At 63.7% G+C, this 18,595-nt stretch carries 21 protein-coding genes; 7 read left to right on the top strand and 14 right to left on the bottom strand.

The window, feature by feature from the left end; all coding sequences use genetic code 11:
* Positions 1–39 precede the first annotated feature (39 nt).
* From H3S97_RS04360 to msrB, 12 genes are all read right to left on the bottom strand, one after another.
* Positions 40–1,026, bottom strand: coding sequence for a prephenate dehydratase domain-containing protein (locus H3S97_RS04360; RefSeq protein WP_198219765.1), 987 nt, complete (start codon positions 1,024–1,026; stop codon positions 40–42).
* Positions 1,023–1,487 (bottom strand): alcohol dehydrogenase, encoded by a 465-nt coding sequence (locus H3S97_RS04355; RefSeq protein ID WP_198189485.1) that lies wholly within the window; start codon positions 1,485–1,487, stop codon positions 1,023–1,025. Before H3S97_RS04355 ends, H3S97_RS04360 begins: the two co-directional genes overlap by 4 nt.
* A gap of 72 nt (positions 1,488–1,559) precedes the next feature.
* A complete protein-coding gene (gene typA, locus H3S97_RS04350; protein WP_045935231.1) occupies positions 1,560–3,479 on the bottom strand; it encodes a translational GTPase TypA in 1,920 nt (639 codons plus the stop codon).
* Positions 3,480–3,593: 114 nt separating this feature from the next.
* Positions 3,594–4,256 (bottom strand): SMC-Scp complex subunit ScpB, encoded by a 663-nt coding sequence (gene scpB, locus H3S97_RS04345; protein ID WP_198186967.1) that lies wholly within the window; start codon positions 4,254–4,256, stop codon positions 3,594–3,596.
* Positions 4,253–5,056, bottom strand: coding sequence for a segregation and condensation protein A (locus tag H3S97_RS04340; RefSeq protein ID WP_198186966.1), 804 nt, complete (start codon positions 5,054–5,056; stop codon positions 4,253–4,255). Before H3S97_RS04340 ends, scpB begins: the two co-directional genes overlap by 4 nt.
* Positions 5,053–5,892 (bottom strand): ParA family protein, encoded by an 840-nt coding sequence (locus H3S97_RS04335; protein ID WP_015021621.1) that lies wholly within the window; start codon positions 5,890–5,892, stop codon positions 5,053–5,055. Before H3S97_RS04335 ends, H3S97_RS04340 begins: the two co-directional genes overlap by 4 nt.
* Before the next feature lie 45 nt (positions 5,893–5,937).
* Entirely contained in the window at positions 5,938–6,867 is a 930-nt protein-coding gene (xerD, locus tag H3S97_RS04330; protein WP_198219764.1) for a site-specific tyrosine recombinase XerD, read from the bottom strand.
* A 108-nt stretch (positions 6,868–6,975) separates the two neighbouring features.
* Positions 6,976–8,736 carry a spermidine synthase gene (locus tag H3S97_RS04325; RefSeq protein ID WP_232356272.1) on the bottom strand — a complete coding sequence of 587 codons (1,761 nt, stop codon included), beginning with the start codon at positions 8,734–8,736 and terminating at the stop codon, positions 6,976–6,978.
* Between the two features lie 117 nt (positions 8,737–8,853).
* Positions 8,854–9,237, bottom strand: a complete 384-nt coding sequence (rplT, locus tag H3S97_RS04320) for a 50S ribosomal protein L20 (protein WP_015021618.1) — start codon at positions 9,235–9,237, stop codon at positions 8,854–8,856.
* 48 nt (positions 9,238–9,285) lie between these two features.
* Positions 9,286–9,480, bottom strand: a complete 195-nt coding sequence (gene rpmI / locus H3S97_RS04315; protein WP_015021617.1) for a 50S ribosomal protein L35 — start codon at positions 9,478–9,480, stop codon at positions 9,286–9,288.
* Positions 9,461–10,132 carry a translation initiation factor IF-3 gene (gene infC, locus H3S97_RS04310; RefSeq protein WP_029676114.1) on the bottom strand — a complete coding sequence of 224 codons (672 nt, stop codon included), beginning with the start codon at positions 10,130–10,132 and terminating at the stop codon, positions 9,461–9,463. The genes rpmI and infC overlap by 20 nt, the downstream gene beginning before the upstream one ends.
* 239 nt (positions 10,133–10,371) lie before the next feature.
* A complete protein-coding gene (msrB, locus tag H3S97_RS04305; RefSeq protein ID WP_408610434.1) occupies positions 10,372–11,352 on the bottom strand; it encodes a peptide-methionine (R)-S-oxide reductase MsrB in 981 nt (326 codons plus the stop codon).
* Positions 11,353–11,521: 169 nt separating this feature from the next.
* Here msrB and H3S97_RS04300 point away from each other — a divergent pair, with 169 nt between their 5' ends.
* From H3S97_RS04300 to gap, 5 genes are all read left to right on the top strand, one after another.
* A complete protein-coding gene (locus H3S97_RS04300; RefSeq protein WP_198219762.1) occupies positions 11,522–12,259 on the top strand; it encodes an AzlC family ABC transporter permease in 738 nt (245 codons plus the stop codon).
* Positions 12,256–12,612, top strand: a complete 357-nt coding sequence (locus tag H3S97_RS04295; RefSeq protein ID WP_198219761.1) for a branched-chain amino acid transporter permease — start codon at positions 12,256–12,258, stop codon at positions 12,610–12,612. Before H3S97_RS04300 ends, H3S97_RS04295 begins: the two co-directional genes overlap by 4 nt.
* Before the next feature lie 41 nt (positions 12,613–12,653).
* Complete coding sequence (locus H3S97_RS04290) at positions 12,654–13,403, top strand: thiamine diphosphokinase (RefSeq protein ID WP_198219760.1); 750 nt, start codon at positions 12,654–12,656, stop codon at positions 13,401–13,403.
* A 41-nt stretch (positions 13,404–13,444) separates the two neighbouring features.
* The gene (locus H3S97_RS04285; RefSeq protein ID WP_198219759.1) at positions 13,445–13,849 is read left to right on the top strand and encodes an arsenate reductase family protein; all 405 of its coding nucleotides are present in this window, start codon (positions 13,445–13,447) and stop codon (positions 13,847–13,849) included.
* 189 nt (positions 13,850–14,038) lie between these two features.
* A complete protein-coding gene (gap, locus tag H3S97_RS04280) occupies positions 14,039–15,094 on the top strand; it encodes a type I glyceraldehyde-3-phosphate dehydrogenase (RefSeq protein ID WP_015021610.1) in 1,056 nt (351 codons plus the stop codon).
* Positions 15,095–15,168: 74 nt separating this feature from the next.
* On the opposite strand, the gene H3S97_RS04275 is transcribed toward gap, so the two are convergent.
* Positions 15,169–15,765 carry a DedA family protein gene (locus H3S97_RS04275; protein ID WP_052690707.1) on the bottom strand — a complete coding sequence of 199 codons (597 nt, stop codon included), beginning with the start codon at positions 15,763–15,765 and terminating at the stop codon, positions 15,169–15,171.
* Between the two features lie 76 nt (positions 15,766–15,841).
* Here H3S97_RS04275 and ybaK point away from each other — a divergent pair, with 76 nt between their 5' ends.
* Entirely contained in the window at positions 15,842–16,348 is a 507-nt protein-coding gene (gene ybaK, locus H3S97_RS04270) for a Cys-tRNA(Pro) deacylase (protein WP_198219758.1), read from the top strand.
* Positions 16,349–16,366: 18 nt separating this feature from the next.
* Here the strand turns inward: ybaK and H3S97_RS04265 are convergent, their stop codons facing one another.
* On the bottom strand, positions 16,367–17,440 hold the full coding sequence (locus H3S97_RS04265; protein ID WP_198219757.1) for a 4-hydroxy-3-methylbut-2-enyl diphosphate reductase: 1,074 nt from the start codon (positions 17,438–17,440) through the stop codon (positions 16,367–16,369).
* 172 nt (positions 17,441–17,612) lie between these two features.
* Between H3S97_RS04265 and H3S97_RS04260 the strand changes: the two genes are divergently transcribed.
* Positions 17,613–18,581, top strand: coding sequence for an aldose 1-epimerase family protein (locus tag H3S97_RS04260; protein WP_198219756.1), 969 nt, complete (start codon positions 17,613–17,615; stop codon positions 18,579–18,581).
* The last annotated feature ends 14 nt before the right edge of the window (positions 18,582–18,595 follow it).

Below are 18,595 nucleotides of genomic sequence, written 5' to 3'. Positions count from 1 at the left end.
GCCCGGACAGATCCATGTGTGGGAAGGGCGCGGATTCATCTACCATAACAACTCCTTGCTGATTGTCTCGGAATCGGGGTCCTCACCCCGGAAGGCCCCCGCCCTGGGCAGCATCCATTCACGGATGGGGGGCGCTGGATGCGGGGTGCGCGGATGGACCGCCAGGGTCTTGAGCCAGTCCCCCCTTTCCAGCAGGTCGGCCAGCACCTGATGCAGACCCTTCTGCCACGGTGCGGCGTCGATGCTGGCTACGAAGCTGTAGGTTCCGTCGTGCCCCTTGATGGGCCGGGACATGAATGAGGTCATGTTCAGGCCCGCATCGCGCAGACGGTCCAGCAGGTTGGCCAGCACGCCCGGCCCGGTATTCAGGGGAATGAAGGTGACGATGGACTCGAAATCCCCGCCCGGCGCCAGGCGGCGTGCCAGCCGGGCTGCCTGATCCCGGGGTGCCAGCATAAGAAAGTCGGTGCGGGCCCCCTGATAGTCCTGCACCTCGCGCCGGTAAGTCTCCAGCCCGTAGAGGCTCCCGCAGATGCCCGGACCCAGAGCCACCTGATCGGGGCCCAGATCACGGCAGGCAGCGGCGTTGGAGTTGGCTGTCACCGGATTCAGACCGGTCTCTTTGATGAAGCCCTTGCACTGGGCCAGTCCGTGGGGATGCGCGCCGACCTGGCGCAGGGGGCCATGGTCGGCCCGGACGAAGGCATCGAAAACGATGGGCAGGCGGACCATGCCGAAGCCCGCCACCGCTTGAGCGTCGATCAGGGCGTCCATGTTGGGCACCACATGGCCCTCCACATTGTTCTCCCAGGCCAGCACCCCCCAGCCTCGGCCCTCCTCCACGGCCTCCACAATGGCAGCCGCATCCGTGCAGGGCTTAAGATCCGTCTGGCAACCCAGCCTTGTCGCCATGAGGTTGGCGGCCTCAAGGGCGGCCTGATGGGTGAAGGTCCCCTCGGGACCCAGGAAGTGCAGGGGAATACGGTCGGGCGGAGTCACAGGTGATACTGACGGAACCTGGCTCATGCCGATCGCCCCTGACGACGCAGGGGGCCGTCAGCAAACCAGGAGGCCGGCAGGCAGATGGCCAGGGTCTGTATCAGGACCAGCCCGCCCATCCAGAGGAAGACCGCATACTTGGCAAAGAATGTAGGGAAGTTGGCATAGGGCATGAGCACGTCGCCGCCCGGCCCCCTCATGGAGAGCAGCCAGACCGTGACCGTCGAGGCCACCAGATGCAGGGCCAGCCCCATGGTGCCGCTGTCGCAACGGACCCACCAGGCGGCCAGGGCCACCAGCAGATAGGCCAGGACCATCCCCCAAGGCAGACCCTGAGCGGCCCCGGAGCGCTGGACCAGGGTCCCCAGCACCCCCACCGCCAGGCCGATGGGCAGGCCCAGCAGGCAACGAAAGGCACTGGCCTTGCCAGACTCCCCCGTCGAACGGGAGGGGGCTTGGTCCTTGGATTTGGAAACCTGAGACTTCATGGGTTCCAGACTAGTCCGACCCGGTCACCGTGGGGCGGCCGGGTCGGACCAAGACCGATTATGAGGGAAGGTTTACTTCTTGTTGGCCCTGCGCTGACGGGCGTTCCACTTGTACCAGGCATCCCTGTCCAGGATGATCTTGCGCACGCGGATGGACTCGGGGGTCACCTCCACGCACTCGTCATCGTTGGCGAAGTCCAGGGACTCCTCCAGGCTCATGTCGATGGGCGGGGTCAGGGTCTCCAGCACGTCGGCGGTGGAGGAACGCATGTTGGTCATGTGCTTCTCCAGGGTGATGTTGATGTCCAGGTCGCCGGGCTTGTTGTTGATGCCCACGATCTGCCCCTCGTAGACGGGCGACTGGGGCTTGACGAAGAACTCGCCGCGGGCCTGGAGCTTCTGCATGGCGTAGGGGCTGGCCTTGCCCGAGCGGTCGGAGACCATGGATCCGTTCTGCCGTGTCTTGATGTCGCCCGCCCAGGGGGCATAGCCTGCGGAGATCGACGAGGAGATGCCGGTGCCGCGGGTTGCGGTCAGCAGGGCGGTGCGGAAGCCCAGGAGGCCACGGGAGGGCACGGTGAACTGCATCCTGACCCAGCCGGAGCCATGGTTGGTCATGGTCTCCATGCGGCCCTTTCGATCGGCCATGAGCTGGGTGACCGCGCCCATGTACTCCTCGGGCACGTCGATGGTATCGGACTCCATGGGCTCCTGAAGCTTGCCGTCCACGGTCTTGGTGACCACCTGGGGGCGGCCCACGGTCAGCTCGTAGCCCTCGCGGCGCATCTGCTCGGCCAGGATGGCCAGGGCCAGCTCGCCACGGCCCTGAACCTCCCAGGCGTCGGGCCGGTCGGTGGGCAGCACCTTGATGGAGACGTTGCCGATCAGCTCGCGGTCCAGACGGTCCTTGAGCATGCGGGCGGTCAGCTTGTGGTCCTTGCCCTCGGTGCCGGCCAGGGGCGAATCGTTGGTGCCGAAGGTCATGGAAACAGCCGGGTCGTCCACATGGATCAGAGGCAAGGGGCGGGGATCGTCCTGGTCGACGATGGTCTCGCCAATCATGATGTCTTCCACACCTGCCACAGCCACGATGTCGCCGGGGCCGGCTTCGTCCACCGGGGAACGCTGCAGGCCCTTGGTGCGCAGAATCTCGGTCAGCTTGAAGTTCTCGATGGATCCGTCCACGCGCGACAGGCCGTACTGGCGGCCCTTGATCAGGGTGCCGTTGTAGATGCGCACCAGGCCCAGACGGCCCAGGTAGTCGGAGGCGTCGATGTTGGTCACGTGGGCCTGCAGGGGGGCGCCCTCCTCGTACTCCGGGGCGGGGATGTTGTTCAGGATGGCCTCGAAGAGGGGCTCCAGATCGTCGTTGTCGGGCACAGCGCCGTCGGCGGGCTGATTGACGGAGGCCTTGCCGGCCTTGGCTGCACAGTAAATCACAGGCAGGTCCAGGAGGGAATCCAGGTCCAGGTCCACTCCCTCCTCGCTCACGTCCTGGGCCAGACCCAGGAGCAGATCGGTGGACTCGGAGACCACCTCGGAGATGCGGGCATCGGGCCGATCGGTCTTGTTGATGACCAGGATGACGGGCAGTTTGGCCTCCAGGGCCTTGCGCAGGACGAAGCGGGTCTGGGGCAGGGGCCCCTCGGAGGCGTCCACCAGCAGGACCACCCCGTCGACCATGGAGATGCCGCGTTCCACCTCGCCTCCGAAGTCGGCGTGGCCGGGGGTGTCCACCACGTTGATGGTGATGCCGTCGGGCTGGCCCAGTTTGGCTGCCAGGGGGCCGGTGTACTTGACGGCGGTGTTCTTGGCCAGGATGGTGATGCCCTTCTCCTTCTCCAGGTCGTTGGAGTCCATGACCCGGTCGGGCACCTCCTCCCGCTCGGAGAAGACGTGCGACTGCTGCAGCATGGCGTTGACCAGGGTGGTCTTGCCGTGGTCAACGTGTGCCACAATCGCCACATTTCGTATATCGCCGCGTACCGCCATCAAAACCTCATTCTCGTGAATGCTATCCATGCCCCCACCGGCCTGTCTGCCGGTTGGCGTGGTCCAGGAATTGGACAAACAGAGACAAGTGTAACCGCCTTGTGTGACAGACGATCACTGCTCCTTGCCCTGGGGCGAACCCTGGGCCGGATCCGGGGACTGAAGCTGGCCGGACAACTCCTGGCGGGCCTGGGCCAGGGCCGAGTCCTCGTCGGGAAGGAAGGGGGCCAGGGAGGGCAGATCCTCCAAGGATTGCAGACCCATCCGCTCAAGGAAGAGGTCGGTGGTGACCAAGAGCGCGGCATGGGTCTGCTCGTCCAGGCCCTCCTCGCGAACCAGGCCGCGCACCAGCAGGGCCCGGATGACCCCGTCCGAGTTGACCCCGCGGATCTGACCCACCTGGGCACGGGTCATGGGCTGGCGGTAGGCCACGATGGCCAGGGCCTCCAGGGCCGCCTGGGAGAGACGTGCCGTCTGACCGTCCTTGACGAAGGCCGCCACAACGGGCTGGTAGGCGGCCCGGCTGGTCAGTTGCCAGCCCCGGGCGGTCCGACGCAGTTCGAATCCTCGGTCGCTGTAGGACTCGGCCAGCGATTCCAGGGCGGCATTGACAGGTGCCGGGTCCACGGCCAGCACCCGGGAGAAGTCCTCTGCGGTCAGCGGCCGGTCCGTGGCCACCAGAATGGCCTCCAGACAGGCGGCCAGCCCGCCGGGAAAGTCCTGCACATCGAAGTCCACATATTCGGGACGGGTGTCGGGAGCCGAGGATTGGCTCATGCGAAGTCCCCCTCACTGATCAAGGCCTTTTCCGGCTCCTGGGTCGGCCCTATCCAGCGCAGGTAGAGCGGCTGGTATGGACCATCCTGACGGTACTGGATCAATTCCTGCCTGAAGAAAATCAGCACGGCCAGGAATCGGGCCACCACCTGCGCCCGGCCTTTGGAGGAAGCGACCAGATCGGCGAAAGCCACAGGCTGACCGGGCTCTGCCAGCAAGGCTTGGCGAACCTGGTCAGCCTCCTTGTTCAGATCAACCAAAGGCACGTGCAGCTGGTCCAGCCGAACTTCTGAGGCCGGAGCGTTGACCAGGGCGTTGGCGCAGAGCAGGGCCAGATCCTCCGGCTTCAAGGTCCAGACCAAATCAGGTAGCAAATGAGCCAGCTGGGGCTCCAGATGGCCGGGATGCGGGTAGCGGCCCGAGTTGGCGGCCAGCCTGGCTCGAAAGTCCTGTCCAGCCTGCTTGAAAGCCCGATACTGCAACAGCCTGGCGAAGAGCAGATCACGCTCCCGAAGGGCGTCCATGGAGGCCTGGTCGCGCATGGATTCGTCCTCCACAGGCAGGAGGGCGGCGCTCTTGGCCTCCACCAGCACCGAGGCCACATCCAGGAAGGCGCTGGCCTGGTCCAGTCCCTGACTGAAGTCCAAGGTGCGCACATAGTCCAGAAACTCCCCGGTGATGGAGGCTAACGAAACCTCCGTCAGGGAGAGTTTCCGGTTAGCCAGCATGCCCAGCAGCAGGTCGAAGGGCCCCTGGTAGACATCCAGGTCGACGGCGAAGCCGTCCGCTGATCCGCTCACGCCACGATGCCGCGGGCGATCAGCTCCCGGGCGACCTCCCGATACTCCTTGGCGGTCTTGTGCTCGGGAGCGAACATGGTGATGGGCTCGCCGGCCACCGTGGCGTCGGGCAGCTTGATGGACCGGCTGATGATGGAGTGCAGGACCTTGCCCTTGAAGGCCTCGTAGATGCGTTGAAGCACCTCGTCCGAATGCAGGGTCTTGGTGTACATGGTGACCAGCACCCCGTAGATCTGCAGGTCGGGGTTGATGCGGCTGCGGACCTTCTCTATGGATTGCATGAGCAGGGCCACGCCACGCAGGGCGAAGAACTCGGCCGCCACAGGAATGATGACCCCGTCCGCAGCAGTCAACGCGTTGACGGTCAGCAGACCGAGCGAGGGCTGGCAGTCGATGATGATGGCGTCATACTCCTGCCGCAGGGGCCGGATGGTTGCCGCCAGGGCCTGCTCCCGGCCGACCTCGGTGACCAACTGAATCTCAGCGGCCGACAGATCGATGTTGGCCGGTATGATGTCCAGACCGTCAAAACGGGTGTGCCTGACCACCTCGTGAACATCCAGGGAGGTGTCGAACATGGCGGTGTAAATGGTGTTGTCCACGCTGTTGGCATTGATGCCCAGGCCCACGGTGGCCGCGCCCTGGGGGTCGAAGTCCACGATCAGCACGCGTCGCCCATACTGGCACATGGCCCCGGCGATGTTGATCGATGAGGTGGTCTTGCCCACGCCGCCCTTCTGGTTGCACATGGCGAGGACACGGGCCGGGCCGTGCTGTTTCAAAGGCTCCGGGGCAGCGAACGTCTCATACTCGCGCCCTAACAAATCCGTAGGCATGCCTCTACCCTATCAAGTTTCCGACCGCATTCGCGGGTTGGCGGGTCAGCGAGCGCGAGGATGGGCCGTCTGGTAGGTCTCCATCAGGGCCTGGGGGCTTACATGAGTGTAGATCTGTGTCGTGGTCACCGAAGCGTGGCCCAGCAGCTCCTGGACCGAACGCACATCGGCGCCTCCCTCCAGCAGATGAGTGGCGAAGGAGTGCCGCAGGGTGTGAGGGTGCAGGGGCCTGTTCAGGCCCGCACGGCGACCGGCATCCCTGACCACCTGCCAGACCGTCTGCCTGGTCAGCCGCTTGCCGCGCTTGTTGAGGAAGACAGCCCGCAATTCCCTGCCCTTGGTGGCCCGATTGCACAGGCTGGCCCGTCCCAGATTCAGGTAGGTCTGCATGGCCTGGCATGCATAGGATCCCATGGGCACCAGACGCTGCTTGTCGCCCTTGCCGGTCAAACGGACCACCCGCTCATCCAGGTCCATGTCCTCAAGGTTGGTGCCTACGGCCTCCGAGACCCGGCAGCCAGTGGCGTACATGAATTCCAGCAGGGCCTTGTCCCGCAGGACCACCGGATCCTTGGACCCGCCCATGGCGGCCACATCCAGCAGCCGGGTCACCTGGTCCACGTCCAGCACATCCGGCAGGGCCGAGGTTCCCTTGGGAGCCTTGACGGTACGGGAGACATCCTGGTCGGTCACCCCTTGCTTGAGGGCGAACCGGTGCCATTCATGGACGGCGGCCATCCTCCGCGAGCGGCTGGCTGGGCTCTCATCGGCCAGATGGGCTAAAAAGCCCTCCACATCGGCGGTCTGGATCTGCTCCAGGCTGGTGATGCCGCGGCCGGACAACCAGTTGATATACATGGTCAGATCGGACTTATAAGCCTTGACCGTGGCGGGTGCAAGACCCCGCTCCAGACCGGTGTAGGCCAGGAACTGATCCAACAATGCGGTCAGCCCCTCCTGATGATCACCGTCCACTACCGCTTAACCTCCGGTTCTCTTCATCAGTGCTGGTCTCAGGCCATAGTCTAACGCTATGATCCCCTGTTTCCATGCTTCCAACGCGCTTGGGATTGGGGCGAACACTCAGGAGACCTCCCGGATCAGCCCTTGAATCCCCTCCTGCTGAAGAATCCGTCGGTAGGGGCCGGCCTCCCTGCTGATGATGCCGTCGATGGCGTGCATGCCCAGCAGCTCCACCGGCGCATTGTCATCGGTCAATACCCTCCCCTTTGCATTCCCAACCGTGCTCAAACGGAAGCTGACCTGCTCCATCATCTGGGACAGATCCGGATCAGGACTGACCCTGGAGGCAGCTTCTGCCAGCAGGTCAGAACCAGGATAGTCCCGCATCGCTGCCTTCTTGAGTCCCCCAGATTCCGCAAAAGCCTCGGAAACTGGGCGACGAGCAAAGAGCTCGCGGTTGGTGGTCTGTGGCACGTCGGCCGTCAAAATGGCATCGGATCCGAAGATCCTGGTGATGGTATTGGTCAGGGCTGCATTGATGGACCCCTGACCGTCGTCGATCATGTTCATGTTGACCACCATGACCCCGCCCGGATTCAGGTGCTTCCTGACCAGGTTGAAGAACTCGGTGGAGCTCATTTGGAAGGGTATGGTGATGTCCTGATAGGCATCGACCATGATCAGATCATAGCGCTGAGCGCTGGCTGCCAGCCAGGCTCGCCCGTCGTAGGTGGAAACCGGAATATCGCTGGGCTGAACGAAATACTTGATGGCCAGGTCGCTGATGGTCCGATCGATCTCAACCCCCTGGATTGCCATCCGAGGATAGTACCGCCTCAGCTGCCGGGCGTAGGTCCCCGTCCCCATGCCCAGGATCAGGGCCGAGCGGGCCTGATCGGCCATGAGCGGCGCCGCCAGGGCCGTGTCGTAGTACATGCCGGTCATCCCAGGGTGCTTCATGGTCACCGACTGAACGCCGAAGAGGACGTTGGTGGAAAGGATGGTTCTGTCCGCCAGGGTTTTGACCTGCAGGTAGTTGTAGATGGACTCGCCCTCGTAGGCCAGGCCCTTCTCCCAGAAGGCGAACCCCGTCATCGGTGACAGGGCGGCCGAGACCACAAAGGCCACCGTGGCGATCAGGCAGGCCAGGCGGTGCGCATGGGAGGAAAGGAAGTAGACCAAGGCCACCAGGAGTAGTATCCCGGAGAAGATTAGGAAGGTGACGAAGGTCCCCACGGCCGGGATGGTCACAAAGGTGGGCAGGAAAGTGCCCAGGATGGACCCCACGGTGTTGCAGGCGCTGAGCCGACCGACCACCGAAGCGTTGTCGTCCAGGGAATCGGTGGCGCTCTTGACCAGGCCGGGGGTGATGGTGCCCAGGAGGAAGAGGGGCGGAACAAAGATGATCAGGCAGGAGATGAAGGCCGCCAGGACCAGGAAGTTGGTCGAGACGGCCACGATCAGCAGTCCCGAGATCAGGATGATCAGATACTTGCCGACCAGGGGGATCAGGGCGATCCAGACGGCCGCGGCCATAATGCACAGGTAGAGCCTGTCCGGGTCGGGGTTCCTGTCGGCCCAGCGGCCGCCGACCACGGCGCCCAGGGCCAGGGCGATCATGATGGTCCCGATGATGATGGTCCACACGATCTGGGAGGAAGAGAAGTAAGGAGCCAGCAGGCGGGAGGCCCCCAGCTCGGCGGCCATGACGGCCATACCCGAGAAGAACTCCGTCACATAGAGAAAAACCCGCGACCGCAAAATAGGGCGCGGCTGACTGAATCCGGCCCGCTTGGCAGTGCCGCTGCCCGATGATGGACTGACCTGATCCGCCGATTCTGCCGAGACAGCCCATGCGTCTACGCTGTGATCATCGTTCATGGCGGCTCCCGGCATCGTTGTCGTCAATCAACTTACCGTCCCGCCGAGGAATGGTCAAATATGCAAAGAACCCCGCGAAAGGCGGGGTTCCTGCAATACGGTGTTCAGGTCAGTGAATCAGGCAGCGACCGGGGCGTTCACATCGGCAGGCAGGGCCTTCTTGGCCTCGGCCACGATGGCGTTGAAGGTGTCGATGTCGTTGACGACCAGGTCGGCCAGGGCACGACGGTCCAGCTCGATCCCGGCCAGGCGCAGACCCTGGATGAAGCGGTTGTAGGTGATTCCCTGGGCGCGGCATCCGGCGTTGATGCGCTGGATCCACAGCTTGCGGAAGTCACCCTTGCGGGCCTTGCGGTCCCGGAAGTTGTATGTATATGAATGGAGCAGCTGCTCCTTGGCCTTGCGGTAGAGACGGGAGCGCTGGCCACGGTAGCCTGACGCCCGCTCCAGGACGACCCGACGCTTCTTATGCGCGTTGACTGCCCGCTTGACTCGTGCCATAGATATTCCTCAGCTTTCTAAAATCTCACTCGACGCGACTGCACCCGCTCAGCGGGCCAGCATCCTCTTCATGTTCTTGGACTGGGTCGGAGCGAGCACCTCGTCAGTGGACAGGTGACGACGCTTCTTGGCCGACTTGTGCTCCAGATTGTGGCGCATACCGGTCCCGGCGTGCATGAGCTTGCCCGAACCCGTGGTCCGGACGCGCTTGGATGCGGCGGAGTTACTTTTCATCTTCGGCATTGCTGCCCTCCTTGGATTTCATCTGCTTGGGAGAAGTATTGTTGTCGGCCTTGGCAGCCAGATGGGCCGCCTGGCGGGCCTTGCGCTCGGCACGGGCCTGGCCGCCCCGCCGACGCTGCTCGGACTGGGTGTGGACCTTCTTGCCCTTGGGCGACAGGGTCATGATGATGTTGCGCCCCTCCTGCTTGGGGGCGAACTCGATGGAGCCCAGATCCGCGACGTCGTCAGCCAGCTTGCGCAGGAGCTCCACGCCTCCGATGGGCCGGGACTGCTCGCGCCCACGCAGCATGATGGTGACCTTGACCTTGTCTCCGGCGGACAGGAAGCGGCGCACGTGCCCCTCCTTGACCTCGAAGTCGTGATCGTCGATCTTCAATCTGAAGCGGATCTCCTTGATCTCCGACATGCTCTGGTTGCGGCGCGCCTCACGAGCCTTGATCTTCTCGTTGTATTTGAACTTGCCGTAATCAATGAGCTTGGCGACCGGAGGCTTGGCCTTGGGTGCAACCTCGACCAGGTCAAGGTTGGCCTCCTTGGCCAGGTTGAGGGCGACGGAGGTCGCAATGATTCCCACCTGCTCGCCGTTGGGCCCGATCAGGCGTACCTGAGACACTCGTATATCGTCGTTAATCCTTGGTTCGTCGCTAATGATGACTCCTTCTCAAATACCACAACATCCACTGCCCGGCGAAGAACCCATAGGTTTCGAACATGACCGTCGCAGCCGTATGGCAACGCAACAACCAATGCCTGTACCGTATATGATGACGGCCAACCGTCACCGGTGCAGGTCGAACCCGAAGCCATGGAAGGCTCCCAGGTGGGATCATCCGCTTTCTTGATTTCTCAAGCCGAGTAGCAGTATAGCACAGCCCTCAGGACCAGGCCCCGTCAGGAGGTCGCGCCGTCCACCAGGGGCAGGTAGTCGCCGTAGCCCTCCTGCTCCATCCGATCCCGCGGTACGAACCGCAGGGCTGCGGAGTTCATGCAGTAGCGCTGCCCGCCACGGTCAGCTGGTCCGTCGTCGAAGACGTGTCCCAGATGGATGCCGGTCTGTGCCGTCCGCACCTCGATCCGGGGCCGACCCAGCAGCTTGTAGTCCTTGCGGTTGACCAGCAGTCGGGGATCGATGGGCTTGGTGAATGCGGGCCAGCCGCAGCCCGAGTCGTACTTGTCCGCCGAGGAGAAGAGCGGCTGCCCGCTGACCACGTCCACATAGATGCCCGGGCGGAACTCGCCGTCGTAGGCGTTGGTGAAGGGCCGTTCGGTGGCCGAATGCTGGGTGACCTCGTAGCTTTCGGGGTCCAGGGACCAGATGCGTTCGATGTAGCGCTGGCGGGAGGCGGCGTTGGCGATGGCCTCCAGCGGGATGTGGCAGTAACCGCCGGGGTTCTTGAGCAGGTAGTCCTGGTGGGACTCCTCCGCCGGATAGAAGTTGATCAGGGCCTCCACCTGCACAGCGGGATGACGGCCTGTCCTGCGCTCCAGCTCCTCCAGGGCGCGCCGGAAGACGGGCTCCTCCTGCTCGCGATGCTCGGGATTCCAGTAGAGGCCGCTGCGATACTGCCTGCCCCGGTCGTTGCCCTGCCGATCCACCGAGAAGGGGTCGATCACATCCAGCAGAAGCAGGGTCAGGGTCCGCAGACTGACCGTCTGGGGATCATAGGTCAGCCGCACGCTCTCCACGGCATCGGTGACACCGCTGCAGACCTGTTCATAGCTGGGGTTGGGCACTGTGGACTGGGCGTATCCCACCTGGGTGTCGATGATTCCGTCCACCTCCTGGAAGAACCGCTCAATGCCCCAGAAGCAACCCCCCGCCAGGACGACCGTGGCCGGGTTGTTGGTTGAAATCTTGTTCTTGTCCATGATTCCTCCTCACATGCCGGTGCCTATCGCTAGGTTCAACAGGAGCCGGAGAGCACCTATTCCGCCACCCTCGCCTCTTGACAGCCTTCTCACATTGTCGACCGGCTTGCCCATGCGGCGCAAGCGGCGATTATCATATGACCATCTCCAAAACGAGGCCAGGAGGCGGGTCATGCAGCGAACGCAGGAAGAGGTGAACGAAGATGCGGGGTCCTCCGGGACCATCCTGGGCTCCCTGGCTGCGGCCTTCCCGAGGACCCTGCCCATCATGGCCGGATTCCTTGTGCTGGGGATCTCCTACGGCTTTCTGATGACCAGCCGCGGATTCCCGGTGATCTATCCGCTGGCCATGAGTGCCCTGATCTATGCCGGGTCCATGGAGTTCGTGACCGTGGACCTGCTCATGTCCACCTTCAATCCCTGGGGCGCGCTGATGCTGACCCTGATGGTCAATGCGCGGCACCTCTTCTACGGCCTGGCCATGCTGCCGGTCTTCCGAGGGACGGGCCGAAAGAAGCCCTACCTGATCTTCGGCATGTGCGATGAGACCTTCGCCCTGGAGTCCGCCGACCCCCACCCGGCCGGGACCGACAAGGGCTGGTATCTCTTCTTCGTCACCCTGCTCAACCAGATCTACTGGGTAGGCGGCGCCACCCTGGGCGCTGTGCTGGGCAACCTGGCGAACTTCGACACCAAGGGGTTGGATTTCGTGTTGACCGCCATGTTCCTGGTCCTCTTTCTGGAGCAGTGGCGGCAGGCCGAAGCCCGCGTGCCGGCCCTTATCGGTCTGCTGGCCTCCCTGGCCTGCCTGCTGGTCTTCGGACCCGACCGGTTCATCATCCCGTCCATGGTGGTCATCCTGGCCATCTTCATCCTCTTGGACTTCCACAGCCAGAGGGAGGCCTCATGACCACTGCACAGCAACTGATCACCATAGGCATTGTGGTCATGGGAACCATGGCCACCAGATTCCTGCCCTTCATAATCTGGCCGGAGGGGCGTCGGCCGCCGGCACTGGTGACCCGGCTGGGACGTCTGCTGCCCGCCGCCGTCATGGGACTGCTGGTGGTCTATTCCTTGAGGCACACCAACCTGATGGGAGGCGACCATGGGCTCTACGAGGCCCTGGCCCTGCTGGTCACGGCCCTGGTTCACCTGCGTTGGCGGAACATGATGGTCAGCATCGCCTGCGGGACCCTGACCTACATGGCCCTGGTGCAGGGTTGGCTGGCCTTCCTGGTCGGTCTGGTTGGTCTGGGATGATGGGGGCGCGTCCGATGGGCGAGCGCAGAAAGAAGAGTCTTATGCAGGATGACGGTCAGTCTGTTCAGGCACCGCTCTGCCGGATCTGGGGCGCCGGACAATACTTTGGCGAAGAGGTGGCACGCGGAGGACAGGCCCTGGTCATCGCGGCGGACGGAGGACTGGAGCCGGCCCTAGAGCATGGTGACGAGCCCGACCTGGTCGTGGGTGACTTCGACTCCCTGCCCGCTGGGAGCCGAAAGCTACGTGCAGACATCCCCCGCCGGGTCCTGCCTGCTGAAAAAGACGACACGGACCTGCTGGCTGCGGTCAAGGTGGGCTGGCAGCGAGGCTGCCAACGATTCCTTATATATGGTGGCCTGGGCGGGCGTATGGACCACACACTGGCCAACCTGAATCTGATCCATCTGATTGCAGCCAGCGGGGGCCGGGCCGAACTCTGGGGCCAGGGGATGCTGGTCACGGCACTTGGCCCCGGAAGTCTGGACTTCCCCGCCTGGGACTGCCCGCCCAGGTCCATGGTCTCCGTCCTGGCTGCCGACGACCAGGCCCTGGGCGTGGTCGAGCAGGGTCTCAAATACCAGACGGACGGCATGACCATGACCAACCAGCAGGTGACCGGCGTCAGCAACGAGTTCCTGCCCGGCAAGCCCGCACACATAGCCTTGAAGCAGGGAATTGTGTTCGTCACCTACCCCGCTTCGGCGCCCGAGCCGATCTGGAGCACCAGCCTGGTGCCCAAGGCCGACCTGGGCTCCCTGGAGACCCGGCCTTCCCGACGGCTGGCCTGAGCCTCGTTTGACTTGAAAACCCTACCTTGAAAGGAAAATTTATGACAGCAACACCTACAGCCGAGCACCCGCTCTTCATCTGCTACAGCCGCTGCTCCACCTGCGCCAAGGCCCGCACCTGGCTGCGTGACCACAATGTGGACTTCGCCGAGAGAGACATCAAGGGGGACCGACCCACCCAGGAGGAACTGACCGAATGGCTGAACATGAGCGGCCTGCCCGTTCGGCGATTCTTCAACACCTCGGGTCAGGCCTATCGCAGCCTGGGCCTGAGCAAGCGCCTGCCGCAGATGGATACGGAGCAGGCTCTGCAACTGCTGTCGACCGACGGCATGCTGGTCAAGCGTCCCATCCTGCTGGACGGCCGGCATGTCCTGGTCGGATTCCACCAGCAGCAGTGGAAGGATTGGCTGGCCGATACGAACGAAAATCCTCACAATTCCTGATCGTTTTGTTGCGCAAACAAACAACAAAACCTACCAATTTTTTTGTTCGTTTTTTCCTTGGCAGAACCCGCGTAATCGCTTGCTATAAGTACACAGGGTTCTATAAACTATGAGATGTTATCAGTAATCGGCCATATACGGTCCGGTAATTTTTGTGCTGTATACGGCCAATCTCCAAGGGAGAATTGAATGACAGTAAAGATTGGCATCAACGGATTCGGACGCATCGGTCGTCTGGCCTTCCGGCGCATCTTTGAGCTCCAGGCCCGTGGCGGCGACGCCTCCAACATCGAGGTTGCCGCCATCAACGATCTGACCACCCCGGCCATTCTGGCCTATCTGCTCAAGTACGACAGCACTCAGGGCACCTTCCGTCACGACGACGGCACCCCTGTCTCGGTCACCTCCACCGACACCGCCATCGTGGTGGACGGCAAGGAGTACCCTGTCTATGCCGAGAAGGACGCCAACAACATCCCCTGGGTCAAGAACGACGGCGTGGACTACGTGCTGGAGTGCACCGGCTTCTACACCTCGGCCGAGAAGTCCCAGGCCCACCTGAACGCCGGAGCCAAGAAGGTTCTGATCTCCGCCCCCGCCAAGGACGACACCACGCCCACCGTGGTCTACGGCGTCAACGAGGAGACCCTGAAGTCCTCCGACAAGATCATCTCCGCCGGATCCTGCACCACCGGCTCCCTGGCCGCCATGGTCAAGATGCTGGATGACAACTTCGGCATCCGCATCGGCTACATGACCACCATCCACGCCTACACCGGCTCCCAGATGCTGCTGGACGGCCCCAAGGGCAACAAGCCGCGCAACACCCGCGCCGCCGCCATCAACACCATCGAGCACTCCACCGGTGCCGCCAAGGCCATCGGCAAGGTCGTTCCCTCCGTTGACGGCAAGCTGCAGGGCCATGCACAGCGCGTGGCCGTTCCCTCCGGATCCGTCACCGAGCTGACCTGCGTCCTGGACAAGAAGGTCACCGTCGACGAGATCAACGACGCCGCCAAGAAGGCCTTCGAGGGCAAGGACTACTACGGCTACAACGACGAGGGCATCGTCTCCTCCGACGTGATCGGCGACACCCACGGCGGCATCTTCGATCCCACGCAGACCGATGTCAACACCCACGGTGACGACCAGCTGGTCCGCACCGTTGCCTTCTACGACAACGAGTATGGCTTCACCAGCAACATGATCCGCACCCTGCTCTACTTCGCCAAGCTGGGCGACTGAGCATCCGACCGGCTCCTCCGGCCATAACGATTTCGGGGTCCGTTCCCTACGTGGGGCGGGCCCCTTGTTTGTAATCAGCGCCTCCGGGTGAGCGCCCGCATGGCCAGGTCGCAGACCAGGCCGACGACCATCCCCGCCAGAAAGCCGAAGGCCATGACGGCCAGAGGATTGTTTTCCAGCCAGGAGGCGGCCAGATACCCCAGGGTCCACATATAAATCGACCAAAGCAGGCCGGCGAGGGCAGCCAGGGGCAGGTAACGGTTCAGCGGATACCGCGCCGCGCCGGCCGTCAGATTGACCACGGTCCGGCCCGAGGGCACGAAGCGCGAGGCCAGTGTGAAGAAGCCACCCCCCTGCAGCAGGGCCCGATGGGCCCACGAGGTCACAGCCTTGCCTGCGGCACCTCGGAAGACGGCCAGACGATTCAGCGGGACCAGCCGTCCCAGCCCATAGGTGCAGGCATCGCCGCCTGCGAAGGCCAGGGCGCATACCAGAAAGACCAGGACGGGAAGGGGTCTTCCTGTGGCCCGGAAGGCCGAAGCCGTGGCCAGGACCATCAGCTCCGTGGGTATGGGGATGATCAGGGCATCCAGAAAGGCGGCCAGGAACAGCACAGCCAGCCCCCAGCCGCCCGTCACCGCATCGAGCAGCCAGGCATTGACAGCGGTCATGGACCACCCTTTCCGCGCGATTGCGCCAAAGACACCCCTCAGCCTCCCTAAACGGTCAGTACCTTAGCATGGAGTCATGAGCAAGAAGAATCGGCCGGATTCGGATGCCTCGACTCCGGCCATGGCCCAGCTGAAGCGTCTGGGGGTTCCTTTCACCATCCACGAGTATCATCACAACGCGGACCACATGGACCAGGGGTACGGTATCGAGGCAGCCAAAAAGCTGGGCCTGGACCCGCGCACGGTCTACAAGACCCTGATGGCCGACACGGGCAAGGAGCGGGTCATCGGCATTGTGCCGGTGACCGGCCACCTGAACCTCAAGCACCTGGCGGCGGCCGTGGGCGCCAAGAAGGCCCGCATGGCCGACAAGGCCCAGGCCGAGCGTGAGAGCGGGTACGTCCTGGGCGGCATATCGCCCTTCGGCCAACGCACCGCACATATCACCGTGTTGGACCAGGGCGCCCTGGAATTCGACACCATCATGGTCTCCGGCGGCAAGCGCGGCATCAGCCTGGGCCTGGACCCTCGGGATCTGATCCGCGTTCTCAAGGCCAAGACCGCCCCTCTGGCCACCGACTGAGAGATTTTAGCGTGGGGTCTAGCCCTGCGGCTGTGGAACCTTCCTGGATGCCCGTGCGGGGCGCAGGGCGGCAGGCAGGACGAAGTGCATGTGCTCGTCGACCGCCCGGGCCCGGGTCACCTGGGTGAACCCTCGGGCAGCCAGGGTCTCCAGCACCCCTTGAACCAGGTTTTCAGGAACCGAGGCACCCGAGGTGAGTCCTACCGAGTCCATGCCCTGCAGCCAGGTCGGGTCCAGCTCACCGGCATCGTCGACCCGATGGGCCCTCTGCTCGCCCTGACCGGGAAACCGGGTATCCAGGGCCTGACGGGCCACCTCGACCAGGCGCACCGAGTTGGAGGAGTTGGCCGACCCCACCACAATCATGCAGTCCGCCTGACCGGCCACCAGCTTGACCGCCTGCTGCCTGTTCTGGGTGGCATAGCAGATGTCTGAACCCTGTGGCTCCTGAATCCAGGGGAAGCGTCGGCGCAGGGCCGCGGCCAGGTCGGCGGTCTCATCAAGGCTCAGAGTGGTCTGGGTCAGCATGACCAGCGGGGTGTCGGGCCCGAAGTCCAGGGCCTCGATATCGGCCTCATGCTCGACCAGGTGAACCCGGTCCGGGGCCTCCCCCATGACTCCCACAGCCTCGTCGTGCCCACGGTGGCCTATGTAGATAATCGAGTAGCCGTCACGAACGAAGCGCTGGACCTCCCGGTGGACCTTGCTGACCAGTGGGCATGAGGCATCGACCACGCGCATCCCCCGCCGCTGGGCCTCCTTGACGACCGAGGGGGCGATTCCATGGGCCGAGAAGACCACGGGCACCCCGGCACGGACGGCCTGGTCGGGAATCTGGTCCAGTTCGTCCACGAAGACGGCCCCCCGCCGGGACAGGTCCTCGACCACATGCCGGTTGTGGACTATCTGCCGGCGCACATAGACCGGTGGCAGACCCTGATCCTGGTGGGGGTTGTCCGCATCCAGGATGGTCTGCACGGTCTGGATGGCTCGGTCCACCCCCGCGCAGAACCCGCGTGGATCAGCCAGGATGACCCGCCCATGCCCCTGCGGGGTCGGCTGTTCGCACACGGTGGTCCGAAATCCTGCCACTGCCGCTCCTTATCGATGTCAATCCGGACAATCCCGGACGCTGCAAGTCCATGGTAGAAAGCCGGAGCGGCCCCCGGTAGTCCATCCGCCACTCTTTCACCAAGAAGCCAAGACCGTCCAGGCGCTAGGATGGTGACGTACCAAGCATCAACGGCACTATGGAAGTGGGAGCATGCATACGAACGAGATGATGGGCGGGGCCGTGCCCCGGACAGGACAGCAGTACAGCATCCGTCACGGGGATTACGAGGCGGTGGTGACCGAGCTGGGAGCCATCCTGCGCGTCCTGAAATACCGGGGAAAGGACCTGCTGGCCTCATTCGACCCGGATGGAACCGTACCCTGCAGCAACGGGAACGTGCTGGTCCCCTTCCCCAACCGGATCGAGGACGGCACCTACGACTTCCAGGGCCACACCTACACCCTGCCCATCGACGAGCACGACCGGAACACCGCCATCCACGGCTACGGTTACCGGGCCTACTGGGGGCTGCAGGCCCTGACCGAGGACTCCGTCAGCCTCTCCTGGCGGGTACCGGACATGGGCGGATACCCCTTCGACGTGGTGGTCACCGTCACCTACACCCTGGACGACCAGGGGCTGACCATGACCACCCGGGCCCTGAACCTGGGCGACGAAGCCGCACCCTGGGCCTTCGGCATCCACCCCTGGCTGGCCAATGGCAAGCAGGGCGTCGGTGACCAGATCCAGAAGGACAACGCCCCTTGCACCCTGTCCATCCCCTGCCGCACCCACGTGGTGGTCGATCCGGACAGGCTGCTGCCCACCGGCACCGAACCCGTCCAGGGACGGACCGATCTGCGCCAGGGCCCTGTGCTGGGCGAGGATGCGAAATTCGACGATGCCTGGACCGATGTGGAGCGGGACGATGACGGCACCTGCTCGGCCTGGTTCACCCGGCCGGATGGCATCCGCATTCAGCTCTGGGGCGATGAAACCATCACCTCCTGGCAGGTCTGCACCGGGACAGGCTTCGACGCAGGCATGCGTCCGGCCGGCGTTGCCGTGGAACCCATGACCGCCTATGCCAACGCCTTCAGAACTGGTCGGAACCTGGTCATTCTGCAGCCTGCCGCCGTCTACACCACCCAGGTGGGATACCGGGCGCAAGAGGTCTGAGCAGCCTGGCTGGT

The organism is Bifidobacterium choladohabitans, from assembly GCF_016102005.1.
GTDB classification, from domain to species: Bacteria; Actinomycetota; Actinomycetes; order Actinomycetales; family Bifidobacteriaceae; genus Bombiscardovia; species Bombiscardovia choladohabitans.
The sequence above is the reverse complement of the archived record's forward strand: the minus strand, read 5'-3'. Positions and strand labels throughout refer to the sequence as shown.

Bases quoted from the DNA above. Each gene is read 5' to 3' on its own strand.
- H3S97_RS04355 (WP_198189485.1), bottom strand. From the start codon at position 1,487: ATGAAGTCTCAGGTTTCCAAATCCAAGGACCAAGCCCCCTCCCGTTCG.
- H3S97_RS04335 (WP_015021621.1), bottom strand. From the start codon at position 5,892: ATGCCTACGGATTTGTTAGGGCGCGAGTATGAGACGTTCGCTGCCCCG.
- rplT (WP_015021618.1), bottom strand. From the start codon at position 9,237: ATGGCACGAGTCAAGCGGGCAGTCAACGCGCATAAGAAGCGTCGGGTC.
- H3S97_RS04285 (WP_198219759.1), top strand. From the start codon at position 13,445: ATGACAGCAACACCTACAGCCGAGCACCCGCTCTTCATCTGCTACAGC.
- gap (WP_015021610.1), top strand. From the start codon at position 14,039: ATGACAGTAAAGATTGGCATCAACGGATTCGGACGCATCGGTCGTCTG.
- H3S97_RS04300 (WP_198219762.1), top strand. From the start codon at position 11,522: ATGCAGCGAACGCAGGAAGAGGTGAACGAAGATGCGGGGTCCTCCGGG.
- H3S97_RS04325 (WP_232356272.1), bottom strand. From the start codon at position 8,736: ATGAACGATGATCACAGCGTAGACGCATGGGCTGTCTCGGCAGAATCG.
- ybaK (WP_198219758.1), top strand. From the start codon at position 15,842: ATGAGCAAGAAGAATCGGCCGGATTCGGATGCCTCGACTCCGGCCATG.
- H3S97_RS04275 (WP_052690707.1), bottom strand. From the start codon at position 15,765: ATGACCGCTGTCAATGCCTGGCTGCTCGATGCGGTGACGGGCGGCTGG.
- H3S97_RS04360 (WP_198219765.1), bottom strand. From the start codon at position 1,026: ATGAGCCAGGTTCCGTCAGTATCACCTGTGACTCCGCCCGACCGTATT.
- rpmI (WP_015021617.1), bottom strand. From the start codon at position 9,480: ATGCCGAAGATGAAAAGTAACTCCGCCGCATCCAAGCGCGTCCGGACC.
- H3S97_RS04290 (WP_198219760.1), top strand. From the start codon at position 12,654: ATGCAGGATGACGGTCAGTCTGTTCAGGCACCGCTCTGCCGGATCTGG.
- H3S97_RS04295 (WP_198219761.1), top strand. From the start codon at position 12,256: ATGACCACTGCACAGCAACTGATCACCATAGGCATTGTGGTCATGGGA.
- H3S97_RS04260 (WP_198219756.1), top strand. From the start codon at position 17,613: ATGCATACGAACGAGATGATGGGCGGGGCCGTGCCCCGGACAGGACAG.
- scpB (WP_198186967.1), bottom strand. From the start codon at position 4,256: ATGAGCCAATCCTCGGCTCCCGACACCCGTCCCGAATATGTGGACTTC.
- typA (WP_045935231.1), bottom strand. From the start codon at position 3,479: ATGGCGGTACGCGGCGATATACGAAATGTGGCGATTGTGGCACACGTT.